The organism is Microbacterium sp. BDGP8 (genome assembly GCF_029991045.1).
GTDB classification, from domain to species: domain Bacteria; phylum Actinomycetota; class Actinomycetes; order Actinomycetales; family Microbacteriaceae; genus Microbacterium; species Microbacterium plantarum.
This window is the reverse complement of record NZ_CP120712.1, coordinates 2132416-2148380: the sequence shown is the minus strand read 5'-3', so window position 1 is coordinate 2148380 and position 15965 is coordinate 2132416. Positions and strand designations below refer to the sequence as shown.

The window sequence follows — 15965 nt, the reverse complement described above, 5'->3', positions numbered from 1 at the left end:
TAGAACATATGTTCTACCCTTGCTGAGTGAGGTCGATCATGCGCAATCCTGCTGCCGCCGAGGACGTGCAGCGACTGCGCGCGCAGATGGAGCGGATGCAGGGGCGCCGCCTCGACGCTCCGGTGCTGCCGACCCATCCTGCCCTGGCCGGACTGCTGCCCGGGCGGGGGCTGCGTCCCGGCGCGGCCTATTCGCTGGGCTCCTCGTCGTCGCTCCTGTTCGCCCTGCTCGCCCAGCCGTCGCAGACCGGGTCGTGGTGCGGTGTCGTCGGGATGCCGGGCTTCGGTGCCGAGGCGGCGGAGCACGCCGGGGTCGACCTGTCGCGCGTCGTGCTGATCCCCGATCCGGGCGCACGCTGGCTCGCCGTCACCGCGACGATCGCCGACGTGCTTCCTATCGTCGCGGTGCGTCCGCCCGAACGGGCGAAAGACTCCGATATCGCCAAGCTCGCCGGCCGGCTGCGCGACCGCGGCACGGTGCTGCTCGTGCAGGGGCCGTGGCCGCAGACCGAGGCGATGCTCGACGTCACCGATCCGCGGTGGTCGGGGTTGGGCGACGGCGATGGCTACCTCAGCGACCGCGAGCTGACGGTCACCGTGTCGAGCCGGCGGTTCCCGGTTCCCCGATCGGCGCGGATGCTGCTGCCCGCGCCCGATGGCGCGATCTCGGCTGCTCCGCACGAGCGGGCTCTCGCGGGCGGCCCGGTCGTCGAGCCGATCCCGATGCGACGGGCGGTCTGACGTGGGGGAGCAGGAGGCGACGGCACCGGTACGCAGCCTCGTGGTGTGGGTGCCCGACTGGCCGGTCGTGGCGTTCGTGCGCGAAAGCGGCGGCGATCCGAACGCGCCGATCGCGGTCTTCGAGAAGGGCGTGGTCATCGCGTGTTCGGCGGCTGCGCGGGCCGACGGCGTCGCACGTGGGCAGCGTCGCCGCGACGCTCAGGCCCGATGCCCCGCGCTGCAGGTGGCCGACGCGGATGCGGTGCGCGATCACCGGGAGTTCGCTCCCATCGTCGCGCGCCTCGAAGAGATGGCGCCAGGAGTGCAGGTGCTCGAGGCAGGGCTCTGCGCGCTGCGCGTGCGCGGCCCCGCACGTTTCTACGGCGGTGAGACCGAGGCCGCCGGCGCGCTGCTGGCCGCAGTCGCCGAGGGCGACCTCGACGTGCGGGCCGGTGTCGCCGACGGCCCCTTCACGGCGCAGCAGGCCGCGCGGATGAGCACCCGCCCCGACCGGCCCATCCGGGTGGTCGAGGCCGGACGCTCGGCGGAGTTCCTCGCACCGTTGACGATCGCGGTGCTCGACGACGACTCCGTCGACCTCTTCGCCCGGCTCGGCGTGCAGACCCTCGGCGACCTCGCCGCGATCGAGCCCGAACGACTGGTCGAACGCTTCGGCCCCCGCGGCGCGCGCTTGCACGGCCTCGCCTCCGGCGCCGATTCACGCCCGGTGGTCCCGCGCACTCCGCCGCCCGAGCTGCACCGCGAGGTCTCGTTCGAGCCTCCGCTCGACCTCGCCGACCAGGTCGCGTTCGGCATGAGGGTCGCGGCCGAGGAGTTCATCTCCGGACTCGGCGCGGTCGATCTCGTGTGCACCGAGCTGCGGGTCATCCTCACCGGCGACCGGGGCGAGACGAGCAACCGTGTCTGGCTCCACCCCGGCACCTTCGACGCCGCCGCCGTCGTCGACCGGGTGCGCTGGCAGCTGGCCGAGAGCGGCAAGCTCACCAGCGGTGTCGCTCGGGTCAAGATCGAGCCCGAAGCGGTGGATGCGGCATCCCATCACGCCGTGTCGCTGTTCGGCTCCGGTCCCGAGCAGCGGGTGCACCACGCCCTGTCGCGGGTGCAGGCGATGCTCGGCCACACGGGCGTCGTGACCCCGGTCGTGGGCGGTGGCCGCTGGCTCGCCGAGCGGCAGGTGCTCGTGCCGTGGGGTGACCGCCCGGTGACGAGCTCGCGCGAACGGCCCTGGCCGGGGAGCCTGCCCGATCCGCTGCCCGCGACGGTCTTCGAGCGGGCGCTGCCGCTGGCTGTCGTCGATCGGGAGGGCGACATGGTGGCCGTCGACGGGCGGGGCGAGCTGACGGCGATCCCGGCCGCCCTGGTGTCGTCGACCGGGTCGCGCGGCATCCGCTCGTGGGCGGGGCCGTGGCCGGTGATCGAGCGGGCGTGGGATGCCGCGCGAGCGCGCCATGCCCACCGCTTCCAGATGGTCGATGCCACCCAGACCGCGTGGCTGCTGGTGTGCGACGGCGGCGAATGGTCGGTCGAGGGGCGGTACGACTGATGGGCTTCAACAACCCCTCGGTGCCGTGGTCCGAGATGGAGCGGCTGCTCAGCGGCAACCGCGCGCCGAGCGCGCCGCCGGGTGCGGACGGGGGCGACAGTCCCGCGTGGTCGCGCAAGCGGGGTAAGTACTCCGCGCCGAGGATCGAGCGTCCCGAGAACGCGGTGCCATACGCCGAGCTGCATGCGCACACGTCGTACTCGTTCCTCGACGGGGCCTCATCGCCCGAAGAGCTGGCTGAAGAGGCCGAACGGCTGGGGCTGCACGCCCTGGCTGTCACCGATCACGACGGGTTCTATGGCATCGTCCGCTTCGCCGAGGCCGCCGAGCAGCTGGCCGTGAAGACCGTGTTCGGGGCGGAGCTGTCGCTCGATCTGCCGCAGCGCGTCGGCGCCGCGCGCAACGAGGCTGACCCGCCGGGCGAGCATCTGCTCGTCCTCGCCCGCGGCGAAGAGGGGTACCACCGGCTGGCGCGGGCGCTCACGCAGGGCCAGCTCGCGGGAGCGGAGAAGGGCAAGCCCCGGTACCGGCTCGACGATCTGGCCGACATCGCCGGAGGCGAATGGAGCATCCTCACCGGATGCCGCAAGGGCGCTGTGCGTCGGGCGCTCATCGAGCGCGGACCGGATGCTGCCGCCGCCGAGCTCGACGCCCTGGTCGACCGGTTCGGGCGCGACGCCGTCGAGGTCGAGTTGATGGATCACGGTGAGCCGCTCGACTCGCGACACAACGACATCCTCGCCGGCCTCGCCCGCGAGCGGGGTCTGCCGATCCTCGCGACGAACAACGTGCACTACGCCGTGCCCGAGCGCGTCCACCTTGCCGCGGCGATCGCGGCGGTCCGGGCCAACCGCGGTCTCGACGAGCTCGACGGGTGGCTGCCGTCCCACGCCGGGGCGCACCTGCGGTCGGGAGCCGAGATGACGCGGCGCTTCCGCCGGTTCCCCGGAGCCGTGGCGCGCACCGTCGAGCTTGCCGACGAGCTCGCCTTCCCGCTGCGCCGGGCCAAGCCCGCCCTGCCGAAGCTTCCCGTTCCCGAGGGGCACACACCGATGACGTGGCTGCGGCACCTCGTGTGGGAAGCCGTGCCGCGCAAGTACCCGAACCTGCCGGCCGAAGACCGCGACCGCATCGAGCGAGAGCTCGCCGTCATCGAGCAGAAGGACTTTCCGGGTTACTTCCTCATCGTCCATGGCATCGTGCAAGAGGCACGGCGGCGCGGCATCCTCTGTCAGGGGCGTGGCTCGGCGGCCAACAGCGCCGTCTGCTACCTGCTCGACATCACCGCGATCGACTCCATCTACTACCGGCTGCCGTTCGAGCGCTTCCTGTCCGCCCTGCGCGAGGAGGAACCAGACATCGACGTCGACTTCGACTCCGACCGGCGCGAGGAGATCATCCAGTGGGTCTACGCCACCTACGGGCGCGAGCGTGCGGCGCAGGTGGCGAACGTCATCCAGTACCGGCCCAAGAACGCCGTGCGCGACATGGCGAAGGCCCTCGGGCACTCCCCGGGACAGCAGGACGCCTGGTCGAAGCAGGTCGAACGCTGGGGAGCCACGCTCGACACCGGTCCCGACCACGACATCCCCGAGCGGGTGCTCACCTACGCCGCCGAACTGCTGAAGGCTCCCCGGCATCTGGGCATCCACTCGGGCGGCATGGTGCTGACCGATCGTCCTGTCGGCGAGGTCGTGCCGATCGAGCACGCCCGGATGCAGGACCGCACCGTCATCCAGTGGGACAAAGACGACGCCGCCTGGATGGGCCTGGTGAAGTTCGACCTGCTGGGACTGGGGATGCTCGCCGCGCTGCAGTACTGCTTCGACCTCATCGAGGGGGCGACGGGGGAGAGATTCGAGCTCTCGACGCTGCCGAAGGAAGAGGCCGCCGTCTACGACATGCTGTGCCGGGCCGACTCGATCGGGGTGTTCCAGGTCGAGTCCCGCGCGCAGATGGGACTGCTGCCGCGCCTGCAGCCGCGACGGTTCTACGACCTCGTGATCGAGATCGCGCTCATCCGGCCGGGGCCCATCCAGGGCGGTGCCGTGCACCCGTACGTGCGCCGCAAGCTCGGGTACGAGAAAACGACGTATCCGCACGAGAAGCTCAAGCCCGTGCTCGAACGCACGCTCGGGGTGCCGGTCTTTCAGGAGCAGCTCATGCAGATGGGCATGGTCATCGGCGGACTCTCGGGCGAGGATGCCGACCTGCTGCGTCGTGCGATGGGCTCCAAGCGCGGCATCGAGCGCATCGACTCACTCAAGCAGAAGCTCTACGAGGGCATGGCCGAGAACGGTCTCGTCGGGGATGCCGCCGACGACATCTACGCCAAGATCCAGGCATTCGCGAACTTCGGCTTCGCCGAAAGCCACTCGCTCTCGTTCGGGCTGCTCGTCTACGCCAGCTCGTGGATCAAGCTGCACTACCCGGCGGCGTTCCTCGCGGGGCTGCTGCGGGCTCAGCCGATGGGCTTCTACTCGCCGGCGACACTGGCGGCCGACGCCCGCCGTCACGGAGCCGAGGTGCGGCGCCCCGACCTGCAGCTCTCGGGAGCCGAGGCCGTGCTCGAATCCGTGTCGGGTGAGGCGGGGCGGTCGGGGCCGACGGGGCTCGACAGCTGCCTCGGCGAGCAGCCTCCCGTGCCGGTCTTCGACATCAACGCTCCCGACGAGTCGGCTGCGCATCGCCGTGATGGCGGCTTCGCGGTGCGGCTCGGTCTCGCCGCGGTCACCGGCATCGGCAAGAGGTTCGCCGAGCGCATCGTCGCCGAGCGCGAGGCATCCGGTCCCTACCGCGACATGCGCGACCTCGTCCGCCGCACCGGAGCCGACACGACGCAGCTCGAAGCGCTCGCGACCGCGGGGGCGCTGGAGTGCTTCGGGCACACCCGTCGCGAGGCGATCTGGCTGGCGGGGTCGGCTGCGCAGGACCGCATCGAGTACTTGCCCGATTCGCTCATCGCCGTGCAGCCGCCGCTGTTCACCGATCAGTCGAGCTACGACGTGCTGGCCTCCGACCTGTGGGCCACGGGCATCTCACCCGATGACCATCCGATGACCCACTACCGTTCGCAGCTCGACGCGCGCGGCGTGCTCACCGCGAACGATCTGCGACAGCACGAGTCGGGGCGCCGTGTCGAGATCGCCGGGCTCGTCACCCACCGGCAGCGGCCGGCGACGGCATCCGGCATCACGTTCCTCAACCTCGAGGACGAGCACGGACTGATGAACGTCATCTGCTCGACGGGCATGTGGCACCGCTACCGGCGGGTGGTGCGCGACAGCCCGGCGCTCATCGTCCGCGGCATCCTCGAACGGTCGAACGAGGGGGTCGTGAACATCCTCGCCGACGCCTTCGAAGACCTGCGAGTGGGGGTGAGGCACCAGTCACGAGACTTCCGCTGACGCCCCGCGCGACCCGATGCGAGCCGACGCGAATTGTCGTCACGCGTGGGGGAGAACCGCCATCTGGGTCGGGTCGCGGGTCAGGCGGGGGTAGCCGATAGCACTGCCCAGCCGCGCGGGGGAAGGGATGCCTCGCCGGCGTGCCTGTCGATGTCGTCGGCCAGCGATCCGGCGAGCAGCCGCGTCGCATCGGCCACCGGCACGGACACCGGCGCGTCGCCGACGTTGAGCGCCGTGACGACGGCATCCGTTCCCGTCGCGGTCCGCAGCACCATCGCGGTGTTGTCGATATGGATGACGTCGGTGTGGGCGCGACGCAACCAGGGATGCTGCCGGCGCACGGCGATGAGCTGCTGATGCGTGCGGAGGATGTGCTGCGCGGTCTCGGGCAGCGACTCGGGGGCGGGCGGCGCATCGGGGAACTCGGGGCGCACCGCGTCGTCGCCGCCGAGTCGTTCCTCCTTCACGGCCTCGTAGCCGTACTCGTCGCCCGCATACACCGACGGCACCCCGGCCACGGTGAACAGCACCGCCAGCGCGTGCGGCACCAGGTCGGGGCCGATCGCCGAGGCGATCCGCGTGACGTCGTGGTTGCCGACGAAGGTCTGCGGAGCGAAGACCGATAGGAGCTCGTTGTTCCGCTCGATCGCGTGCTTCAGCTCGAAGAGGTTGCGGTCGGCGATGCCGTGCCAGATGCCCTGCCACAGCTCGTATTGCGTCAGCGAGTCGATCGTCGACTCCTCGACGATGCGGGCGGCGTCGCCGTGGATGACCTCGCCGAGGAACCATGCCTCGGGGTACTCGGCGCGAACCCGCGGCAGCACTCTCGCCCAGAAGGCGGACGGCACAGCGTAGGCAGCATCCAGGCGCCAGCCGTCGATGCCGCGGCCCAGCCAGTGGGTCATCACCTCGACGACGAGATCCGCGACGGCGGGGGAGTCGTGGTTCAGCGTGACCAGGGCGTCGTGCCCCTCGAAGACGTCGGCGTCGATCGGCTCGCCGGGCTGCCAGCCGTCCCACCGCACGCGGAAGAGGTCAGCGGTGTCGGCTTCCGGCCCCTGCTCTTCCAGAGCCGCGAACGCGGGGTGCTCGCGTCCCACATGGTTGAAGACGCCGTCGAACAGCACGCGGATGCCGCGGTCGTGGGCGGCCGCGATCAGACGGTCGATGTCGCCGTCATCACCGAGCCGAGCATCGATGCGGAAGTAGTCGACGGTGTCGTAGCCGTGCGTGCTCGAGGGGAAGACCGGGCCGAGGAGCAGCCCGTTGAGGCCGAGCTCGACGACGTGATCGAGCCAGTCCTCGATGCGGCTCAGTCGGTGCTCGACGGGCTGGTCTGCGGCGCCGGCATTCGACTGGCCGTCGTCGTCGGCGCCGTCCGGCCGGATCGGTGCTCCCGTGAACCCCAGCGGGTACACGTGCCACAACATGACGGTCTCGGCCCAGTTGCTCATCCCCGCAGTCAACACGAGCGGGTGCCGGATAGGGAACGACGTGCGAGACGTGGCGCAGGGGCCTAGAGTGCCGCCTGTTCGTTCGGTCGCCGTTCCATCAGCCGCCAGGCTCCGCCCGTGAGGGGTGCCGTCGTGACCACGGTGTAGACGATCGCGACGATGCCGAACGATGCGAAGAGACCGAGGCCATCGGCGGCGATGCCGCCGAGCAGCGCGCCGAGCGGGACCCCTGCCCACGTGCCGGCGTTGAGCAGGCCGAAGACGCGACCGCGCATGGGCGCCGGGACGCGCTCGAGCTGCACCGCGCCGAGGATCGGGTTCAACGCGCCGGCCGCGAGCCCCGAGACGCCGGCGGCAGCGACGAGCACCGGGAACGGCGCGCCGAGGGCGAACACCGCGCTGGACGGGCCGCCGGCGACGAGGAAGCACAGCGCGAAGGTCACACGCCGCGGCATCCGGTGCGCGATGAAGCCGAAAGCGATGTTGCCCATGAGCGCGCACCCGCCCATGACAGCGACGATGACGGCGAGGGCTCCGGCGCCGCCGAGCTCGGCGTTCGCGTAGAGAGGCATCAGCGAGGCGCTGCGGGCCGCATCGAGCAGGTTGGTGATGAGCACCATGCCGACGATGAGCCGCATGAGCGGATCATGCGCGACGAACCGGAACCCGTCGCGCAGCTCGCGCCAGTACGAGCGCCGGGCTGCGGCATCCGTGTCGCCGACAGCGGCCATTCGCACCGTCGTCGCGGGGACCATCAGGCGGGTGATCGCAGCCGAGATGAAGAATGCCGCGGCGTTCGTGACGAGCGCCGCCATCGGTCCGAGGAGAGCGACGAGCGCGCCGGCGACGGACGCGCCGATGAGCTTGGAGAGGCGCTCCGAGCCGTCGAGGAGTCCGACGCTCCGTTCGAGCCTGACGTGCGCCGCCTCCGTGAGCTCGGGCAGCATCACGCGGCGGGCGATCTGGCCGGGGGTGTCGAGCACGCCGCTCGTGAAGACGAGTGCCAGCAGAGCCCAGAAGGGCAGGCCCACCGTGAGCGCGAGCGCGGGGATCGCGAGAACCGTCACACCGCTCACGATGTCGGCGACGATCGCGGCGCGACGGCCGCCGATGCGGTCGACGACCACCCCGCCGAACACGCCTCCCACGATGACGGGCGCGGTCGCGGCGAACGCGGCCAGCCCGACCTCGACGCCCGAGCCGCCCGTGGCCAGGACGTAGAAGGGGATCGCGAAGGCCGTGATGACGTTACCCGTCTGCGAGATCGCGTGCGCCGACAGCAGGGCGTAGAGGGCGCGGGATGCTGCGCGCCGGCGCGTGACATCGGCCGAACGGGCAGGGGAGTCGGTCGTGGTCATGGCCGGCGGTAGGCCTGGTAGACGAGGGCGACCGGTACGGCGGTCTCGTCTGCGTCGTCGTGCCGCGCGCTCGCTTCTTGCCACCGGTGCATCAGCGACTCGAGTTCGGTGCGCATCGCGGTCAGCTCGTCGAGTGTGAGGCGCAGCGTGCGGTCACCGGTCGCCCCGGCGGCCACCCACTCGGGGGGAAGAGTCGGCATCGCGTCGACGTACTCGCTGTAGCGGGCGGCGTAGATCTGCGCGATCGACTTCTCCAGCGCCGACGATGCGGCTCGTTGGGCCGGGTCGTCGAGGTGTTCGGCCGGCTCCCACGTCGTCTCGGCAGCGGCGGCCTGCCACCAGCGCTCGCGCTGATCGGCGCTGCGCGGCTCGGCGGGCTCGATGAGATCGATCGAGGCGAGTTTGCTCAGGTGGTAGCTGATCGTGCCCGGCGCTTCGTCGACGATCTCGCCGAGCTGAGCCGCCGTCTGCGGGCCGTTCTCGCGCAGGATGCCGAGGAGACGCAGTCGGGTCGGGTGCGCGAGCACGCGCATGGAGGCCGCCGTCTCGAGTCGAGAAGCGGAGCGATCGGCAGAGGTCATACCCGCAACGCTAGATGCACAAGAAGCCTTGCGCAACAGTTCTTGTGCTTTATGAGTTCCGCGGCCTCGGTGGCGCCCCTCTCAGCTCTGGTTCGCGAGCCACTGCGCGAACGTGACGGTTCCGCGTTCGGCGTTCGCGTGCCCGCGCAGGCGCCCCGACGACATCGCGCGACCGAACGAGCCCGGCAGGCGCATCTCGATCGTGGTGCGGCGGATGCCTCGGGCATCGAGCAGCGCTCGCACCATGTCGATGAGCAGCTCGTCGCGCGGCCCGGTCAGGTCGCGCGCGCGGCCCACCGGCTCGCCTTCCGCGAGCGTGACGAGGTGGTCGGCGACCTCCTCTGCCGCGACGGGGCGAACCCGGGCCGCGGGAACAACCGTGAGCGGACCCATCTTCCCGCGGACGAGCGTCTGCTCGGCGAACTCGTGGAACTGCGCAGCGCGGAGCAGCGTGTGGGGGAGCGCCCCGCGCTGCACCGCCCGCTCGTGCGCGAGTTTGCCGCCGTAGTACGCGGCATCCACCCCGTCGATGCCGACGATCGAGAGAGCGACGAGGTGTTTGACACCCGCGGCCGTTCCCGCCTGCTGCAGGTTGGCCGACACCCTCTCGAAGAACCGGCGCGAGCGATGCCGCGAGAGCGTCTGGATGCCGCTGACGTCGACGATCGTGTCGACACCGTCCAGCACCGAAGGCGGGAGCGAGGCATGCTCGAGGTCCTGACCCTTGCTGCGCGCGAGCGCGACGACGTCGTGTCCGCGTTGGGTGGCGATGCTGTGGACGAGCTTGCCGACGGTGCCGGTGCTGCCGGCGATCGCGATCCTCACGAGGTCAGTATGCATCGACTCACGCGGTTCACCTGGCAGCCGTGGCCCCACCCCCCGAGCTGAAGGAGCATGAGGTGCCAAATGAAGCGCGGACTGCCGTGGGAGCCTGGGCTGCGCGAGGTGGGCATCGGCGAGGCGGTTCACTTGGCAGCTGTGGCCCCCACCCCCGACCCGAGGGGGCGCGAAGTGCCAGACGAAGCGCCGGCCAGAGTGAGCCACACCGCCGTACCGTGCCGCAAACAGGCTCAGCGGTCGACGCTGACCACTCCGAGCTCGTAGGCGAGGATCACAGCCTGTACGCGGTTCGCGAGGTCGAGCTTCACCAGGATGCGGCCGAAGTGCGCCTTCACCGTCGATTCGCTCAGGTGCAGCGCCTCAGCGATCTCGGCGTTGGTCAGCCCCTGCCCGACGAGGCGGAACACGTCGCGCTCGCGCGGCGACAGCGCCGAGAGTGCCTCGGGGGATGCCGGCCGGCCGGTGCCAGAGAGATGCGGCATGGCCGCGTCGATGAGTTTCGCGGTGATCCGGGGCGACACGACGGCATCACCCGCCGTGACGGCCCGCACCGCCGCGACGAGCTCGTCGGGGCGGGTGTTCTTCAGCAGGAAGCCGGCCGCGCCCGCCCGCAGTGCGCCGAACGCGAACTCGTCGAGGTCGTACGTCGTCAGCACGATGATCCGCGTCTCGGGCAGAGCCGCGGTCAGCCGGCGGGTGGCCTCGATGCCGTCGAGTCCCGGCATCCGGACGTCCATGAGCACGACGTCGGGACGCAGCCGCTGCGCTGCCTGCACGGCTTCGGCGCCATCGGATGCCTCACCCACCACGACCAGGTCGGGCTGAGCCTCGAGCACGAGGCGCAAGCCGTACCGGATCAGTTCCTGATCGTCGACGAGCAGCACCGCCGTACGGGCCTCGGGCGCGCCGGGCTGGGTCATCGTTCCTCCGTCGAGAGGCGGACGAGAACCCGCCAGCCGCCGCCGGCGACCGGCCCAGCCTCCACCGAGCCATCGTAGAAGGCGGCCCGTTCCCGGATGCCGACGAGCCCGCGCCCCGGCGAGGTAGACGGGGCAGCCGGCGCCGACACGTCCTTCACCAGGATCCTCACCTCCGCTCGCTCGAACACCAGCCGCACGAGCACGTCGCGCACGTCACGTCCGTGCCGCAGGACGTTCGTCAGCGCCTCCTGCACGATGCGGTAGATCGTCAGGCTCACCGCAGCGCCTTCGGTCACGGTTCCGGTCTGCTCCAGCCGCACCGGGATGCCTGCTGACCGGAACTCCTCGACGAGCGCCGGGATCCGTTCCACCCGGGGCGCCTCTGTTGCCAGCGCCGTGTCGCGCTCGCCGCGCACCGCGGTGAGCAGCCGCCGCACCTCGCCGAGGGTCCGCCGCCCGGTCTCGCTCACCCGACCGATGGCGCGGTGCGCCTCGTCGGGCCGCTGGTCGACCGAGGCCTGCGCGCCGTCGGCGAGCGCGACCATCACCGCGAGGCTGTGCGCGATGACGTCGTGCATCTCGCGGGCGATACGTTCGCGCTCGGCCGCGGCCGCGATGCTCGCCTCCTGATCGCGCTCGCGCCGCAGGTGCTCCGCGCGCTCGGCGAGCGCTGCGGCCTGCCGCCGGCCGTGCCCGGCGTTGATGCCGAGCAGGGTCGCGATGAGGCTCGCGGCGATGACCACGACGGCGATGCTCGCCCAGTCGGTCGCCCAGGCTGCGGCATCCTCTCGTGGTGCCAGGCCGAGCAGCGGTGGACCGACCCTCACCCGCACCGCGAGCGCGAGCGACGCCACGAGCGCTCCTGCGGTCGCCCACCCGAACCAGACCCACGCGCGGCGTGCCTCGTCGAGACCGGCGCGGTAGAGCGCGACGACCACGAGGAGGGCTTCGGCCCCCGTTCCCGCGGCGAACGACACCAGCATCAGGGCGACGGCAGCGCCGAAACCGATAGCCGGATGCCGCCGTGAGGCTACGATCACCGCCACCCCGGCGAGCGCCAGCAGCAGCACCGGCCACAGGGGAGTGGCGATCGTCGATTCGACGGACAGGTACCCGAGGAACGCTGCGACGATCAGGTAGGAGACGAGGATGACGGCATCCGCCACGTCCCGTCGCCCTGGGGACGGGCTCACGCGTCCCTCGTCCGCAGCGCCACCGCGCCGATCACGATTGCTGCACCCGCCCAGACGGCCGCGATCAGCCAGCCGGCTCCGACGCTCATGTGTCCGCTCCAGAGGTCGAGGAAAGGTCCGCCTTCGATTCCCACCCGGCCCATGGCGTCACCGGCGTTGCCGAGCAGGCCGAGGCGGATGACGCGAGAGAGGAGTCCGAACGGCAGCAGCGAGCTGAGTACGGGTAGCAGCAGCGTCGCGGCGAAGACGATGATCGATCCGGTGGTCGTCGAGCGGACGAGAGTCGTCACGCCGAGTCCGAACATTGCGCAGAAGCCGAGGTAGACAGCCGAGCCGACGAGGGCGAGCAACACCCCGGGTGCGGTGAGGGGAGCGCCCAGACCGAAGCCGTCGTAGATCGGGTTCGTCACCGCCCACGCACCGAACACGGTGACGAGGGCGACGGCGGTGACGGTCGTGAAGGTGACGAGGGTCTTGGCCGTCAGCATCCGCATCCGATGCGGCACCGCCGTGAGGGTCGTCTGCATGGCACCAGAGGAGTATTCGGCGCCGATCGTCATGACGCCGAAGATACCGGCGATGATCTGCCCGAGCACGACCATCGGTACCGTGACGTCGGCCATGGTGCGCTCGATGGAGGGAACCGAGGGCACGCCGGATGATTCGAGGGTCAGGCCGAGGAACAGGCTCCCGCCGATTCCCACCGCCAGGATGCCGACCAGTGCGAGGACGGATGACGGCAGGCTCACGACCTTGATCCACTCGGAGTGCACCACGGCGGTGAACGGCGGGCGCTGGGTGCGGGCGTCGAGGCGGTGGGGCTTGGTGGTGGGGGCCATCAGTTGTCCTTCTCGTTCTGGCTCGGTGCCGACGGGTATTCGGTGGCGTGCGCGGTGAGGGCGAGGTAGGCGTCTTCGAGCGAGCCCGACACCGACGTCACCTCGTAGAGCACGACGCCCGCGGCCCCGGCGATGCGCGCGACCTCTTCCGTCGTCAGGTCGGTGATGTCGAGCGCGCCGTCTTCGCGCGTGATGACTGTCACTCCCGGGCGTGCGACCGCCGCCACGAGCCGCTCGCTGTCGTGCGTGCGCACCCGGACGACCGGCTGAGTCGCTCCCGCGATGACATCGCGCATCGGCCCGTCGGCGATGATCGCGCCGCGACCGATGACGATCAGGTGGTCGGCGGTCTGGGCCATCTCGCTCATGACGTGCGACGAGAGCAGCACCGTGCGGCCCTCGGCGGCGAGTTCGCGCAGCAGGCGTCGGATCCACAGGATGCCGTCGGGGTCGAGTCCGTTGATGGGCTCGTCGAGGATGATCGTCTGCGGGTCACCCAGGAGCGCTGCGGCGATACCGAGCCGCTGGCCCATGCCCAGCGAGAAGCCGCCGACGCGCTTGTTCGCTACCGAGTCGATACCGGTGCGCTCCATCACCTCGCGCACGCGCGGGGCGCGGATGCGGTGGGTCGCGGCAATCGCGAGCAGGTGCTTGTACGCGGTGCGGCGCTTGTGCGCGGCGCGGGCGTCGAGCAGCACCCCGACCTCGCGCAGTGGCGCGGGCAGGTCGCGGTACGCGCGACCGTTGACCTCGGCCGTGCCGGATGTCGGCTTGTCGAGCCCCACGATCATGCGCATGGTGGTCGACTTGCCGGCGCCGTTCGGGCCGAGGAATCCCGTCACCCGGCCCGGCTCGACCGCGAAGTCGAGGCCGTCGACCGCGACCTTCTGGCCATACCGTTTCGAGAGCGATTGAACACGGATCATGTGTCACCTTTCGTCCCCATCGACGCTACGAAGGGGCGCGACATGCCACATCGGACTGCGGTTCGGACTTGTCTGGGCGACCAGTACCTGGGTCTACATGCGCTTTAGCGTCGCCGTCGTCTTGCTACGCGCGTGTGGCTCGGTGAGGATCGAGGGATGTCCGCTTCGTCGCTGCGTCCGGTTCGCTCCCTCGTCATGATGCTTCGGAGTCCGCGGCTGCGGGGCGCCTTCACCGATCTGATCGGGTCGACGCCGTCGGCATCCGTTGATCGAGAGTCGGAGGCGTTCGTCCGGAGCGGCATCGCCGAGCGAACGGATGACGGCGTGCGCCTGAACGAGAGCTTTCTGGATGACGCGCTCGCCGCGCTCGACGCTCAGCTCGGCCCGCTCGCCGTTCTGCAGGGGTCGCGGATCTCCGCCGGCGACCTCGCGCTCGACGAGCTCGACTCCGCTGTGGCGGCCGTGGCCCGCCGGGTCGTCGGCGCCGGCGAACAAGTCACCGAGCCGGCGCTCAACGAGCGGCTGAGCGTGTTCGTGACGGATGTCGCGTTCTTCCGCCGCCACGCCGTCGACACCGGAGTGCTCGAGCGCACGGCCGACGGTGCGCTGTACTGGCTCGCCGATCGCGGGGAGTGACGGCGAGCAGTTTTCTGCGGGCCTCGGTTTACGGGGCGACCGCGGTTACTTGTCGAAGCGTGCCCCGGCGGGGTTGCTCGGCAGTGCGCAGAGCACGAGGACGACGACGCCGCCGATGGGGAACACGAATCCGAGGAACCAGAACGGACCGGCCAGGTTGGCATCGTGCAGCCGGCGCCACGACAGGGCGATCATCGGGATGAAGGTTGCGAGCTGCCAGAGCACCAACAGGAACGCACCCACGCCGATGAGCGGCCCGGGCTGGTCCCGTCCCGTGACGGGATCGGTCGTCATCCCGGAGAACGCACCGACGATCATGAACGCGAAGATCGCCGTCACGATGAGCGCGTGCGCGAGGTAGAACCACCAGAATTCGCTCCGGCTCGCGCGACCCGAGAAGGTCACGTACTTCCGCCAGAAGCGGGCGAACGCCTGGCCGAACGAGGCGCCGTAAAGAGGCTGTGACAGGGGAGTGGGCCCGGAAGCGGGAGCTTGCGGAGCGGCGGCGTAGGTCACAGGATCCTCCAGTGGGTGGTTCGACTCACGAGAATGGTGCGGGCCTATCCTGCCGTATTCGTGCGCTCGCCCGCGGGTTATCTCGCGAGAATCCTCTGGAATAGCCGGTGGTCCTGCCAGCGCCCGGCGATGAGCAGGTATTGAGGTGCGAGCCCGAATTCGATGAAGCCGCACTTTCTGAGCACGGTTTGCGAGGCGACGTTGTCGACGAGCGTGCCGGCCTGGATGCGGTGCAGTTGCAGCTCGTCCGCCGCGAGGCGTGAGATCTCGTCAACCGCGGCGGTCATGAGGCCGCGACCTGCGTAGCTCTGGTCGATCCAGTAGCCGAGGTTGCCGCTCTGAAAGGCTCCGCGTGTGATGCCCGAGAGCGTGGTCCGCCCGATGATCCGCGATCCGTGGGCGAGGACGAGGGGGAGTGCCGTACCGGCCTCGCGGCTCGCGGTGAGCGCGGCGATCTCGGTGCGCTGACCTGCCTCGGTGGTGAAGTTCGCCGGGCGGAGGGGCTCGAAAGGTGCGAGGTATTCGCTATTCACGCGGTACGCCTCGGCAAGGGCCGCCGCATCCTCTGGGCGGAGAGACCGCAAGACGACGTCGTCGTGCAGGTTCATCTCGACGGGCGTTGGTGTCATCGCGCTGCCTCGGTTGCCGCCAACGCCGCTTTGGTGCCGACGCGGGTTCCCCACATCATCACGATGATCATGAGCGCGGCGCCCACGAGCACCATGATCCCGAGCGCTGCCGGCGGCATCGGCACGAGAGAAATCACGCCGATTGCGATGGACAGGTAACCGGTGAGGAGGGTCGCCCCCTTCGAACGTTCGTGGGCAGCGAGCCAGGCTTCGTCGCTGGCCATGGTGCTGGGTGTGCGGATGCCGGCGAGCGAGTTCCGCCTCAGCTTTCCGGATGCCGCGGCCCGCGCCATCCAGATGAGCAGCGCACCCGAGCCGGCCATCGTGACGAAGAGGACGATGCGGGGGATGATCTCAGCTTCCATCCCTTCGACCCTATCGAC

The 15965-nt window shown here is 70.4% G+C and carries 15 protein-coding genes; 4 read left to right on the top strand and 11 right to left on the bottom strand.

Annotation, left to right across the window (positions count from 1 at the left end; all coding sequences use genetic code 11):
* The first annotated feature begins 38 nt into the window (after positions 1-38).
* Genes P6897_RS10330 through P6897_RS10320 form a run of 3 tightly spaced genes read left to right on the top strand, consistent with a single transcriptional unit; the run spans position 39 to position 5690 of the window.
* A complete protein-coding gene (locus tag P6897_RS10330; RefSeq protein ID WP_064954983.1) occupies positions 39-740 on the top strand; it encodes a hypothetical protein in 702 nt (233 codons plus the stop codon).
* 1 nt (position 741) lies between these two features.
* Positions 742-2283 (top strand): DNA polymerase Y family protein, encoded by a 1542-nt coding sequence (locus tag P6897_RS10325; RefSeq protein WP_258524671.1) that lies wholly within the window; start codon positions 742-744, stop codon positions 2281-2283.
* Positions 2283-5690, top strand: coding sequence for an error-prone DNA polymerase (locus tag P6897_RS10320; RefSeq protein WP_282501142.1), 3408 nt, complete (start codon positions 2283-2285; stop codon positions 5688-5690). The genes P6897_RS10325 and P6897_RS10320 overlap by 1 nt, the downstream gene beginning before the upstream one ends.
* An 80-nt stretch (positions 5691-5770) precedes the next feature.
* Here P6897_RS10320 and P6897_RS10315 read toward each other — a convergent pair whose 3' ends face one another.
* The 8 genes from P6897_RS10315 to P6897_RS10280 form a co-directional block, all read right to left on the bottom strand.
* Positions 5771-7144 carry an alpha-amylase family glycosyl hydrolase gene (locus P6897_RS10315; RefSeq protein ID WP_282501141.1) on the bottom strand — a complete coding sequence of 458 codons (1374 nt, stop codon included), beginning with the start codon at positions 7142-7144 and terminating at the stop codon, positions 5771-5773.
* Positions 7145-7206: 62 nt separating this feature from the next.
* Positions 7207-8502 (bottom strand): MFS transporter, encoded by a 1296-nt coding sequence (locus P6897_RS10310; RefSeq protein WP_282501140.1) that lies wholly within the window; start codon positions 8500-8502, stop codon positions 7207-7209.
* The gene (locus P6897_RS10305) at positions 8499-9083 is read right to left on the bottom strand and encodes a helix-turn-helix domain-containing protein (protein ID WP_282501139.1); all 585 of its coding nucleotides are present in this window, start codon (positions 9081-9083) and stop codon (positions 8499-8501) included. Before P6897_RS10305 ends, P6897_RS10310 begins: the two co-directional genes overlap by 4 nt.
* 81 nt (positions 9084-9164) lie before the next feature.
* Positions 9165-9908, bottom strand: coding sequence for an NAD(P)H-binding protein (locus P6897_RS10300; protein ID WP_282501138.1), 744 nt, complete (start codon positions 9906-9908; stop codon positions 9165-9167).
* A gap of 245 nt (positions 9909-10153) precedes the next feature.
* Positions 10154-10843 carry a response regulator transcription factor gene (locus tag P6897_RS10295; RefSeq protein WP_282501137.1) on the bottom strand — a complete coding sequence of 230 codons (690 nt, stop codon included), beginning with the start codon at positions 10841-10843 and terminating at the stop codon, positions 10154-10156.
* The gene (locus P6897_RS10290; RefSeq protein WP_282501136.1) at positions 10840-12036 is read right to left on the bottom strand and encodes a histidine kinase; all 1197 of its coding nucleotides are present in this window, start codon (positions 12034-12036) and stop codon (positions 10840-10842) included. Before P6897_RS10290 ends, P6897_RS10295 begins: the two co-directional genes overlap by 4 nt.
* Positions 12033-12875: an ABC transporter permease subunit gene (locus P6897_RS10285; protein ID WP_282501135.1), complete on the bottom strand. Its 843-nt coding sequence runs from the start codon at positions 12873-12875 to the stop codon at positions 12033-12035. The genes P6897_RS10290 and P6897_RS10285 overlap by 4 nt, the downstream gene beginning before the upstream one ends.
* On the bottom strand, positions 12875-13801 hold the full coding sequence (locus P6897_RS10280; RefSeq protein ID WP_282501134.1) for an ATP-binding cassette domain-containing protein: 927 nt from the start codon (positions 13799-13801) through the stop codon (positions 12875-12877). The genes P6897_RS10285 and P6897_RS10280 overlap by 1 nt, the downstream gene beginning before the upstream one ends.
* Before the next feature lie 156 nt (positions 13802-13957).
* Between P6897_RS10280 and P6897_RS10275 the strand changes: the two genes are divergently transcribed.
* Positions 13958-14437, top strand: coding sequence for a DUF2087 domain-containing protein (locus tag P6897_RS10275; protein WP_282501133.1), 480 nt, complete (start codon positions 13958-13960; stop codon positions 14435-14437).
* A gap of 45 nt (positions 14438-14482) precedes the next feature.
* Here P6897_RS10275 and P6897_RS10270 read toward each other — a convergent pair whose 3' ends face one another.
* The 3 genes from P6897_RS10270 to P6897_RS10260 all read right to left on the bottom strand — a co-directional run bounded on the left by P6897_RS10270 (position 14483) and on the right by P6897_RS10260 (position 15947).
* Complete coding sequence (locus P6897_RS10270; protein ID WP_282501132.1) at positions 14483-14953, bottom strand: DUF805 domain-containing protein; 471 nt, start codon at positions 14951-14953, stop codon at positions 14483-14485.
* A gap of 77 nt (positions 14954-15030) precedes the next feature.
* Entirely contained in the window at positions 15031-15582 is a 552-nt protein-coding gene (locus P6897_RS10265) for a GNAT family protein (RefSeq protein WP_282501131.1), read from the bottom strand.
* Positions 15579-15947, bottom strand: a complete 369-nt coding sequence (locus P6897_RS10260) for an SdpI family protein (protein WP_282501130.1) — start codon at positions 15945-15947, stop codon at positions 15579-15581. Before P6897_RS10260 ends, P6897_RS10265 begins: the two co-directional genes overlap by 4 nt.
* Between the last annotated feature and the right edge of the window lie 18 nt (positions 15948-15965).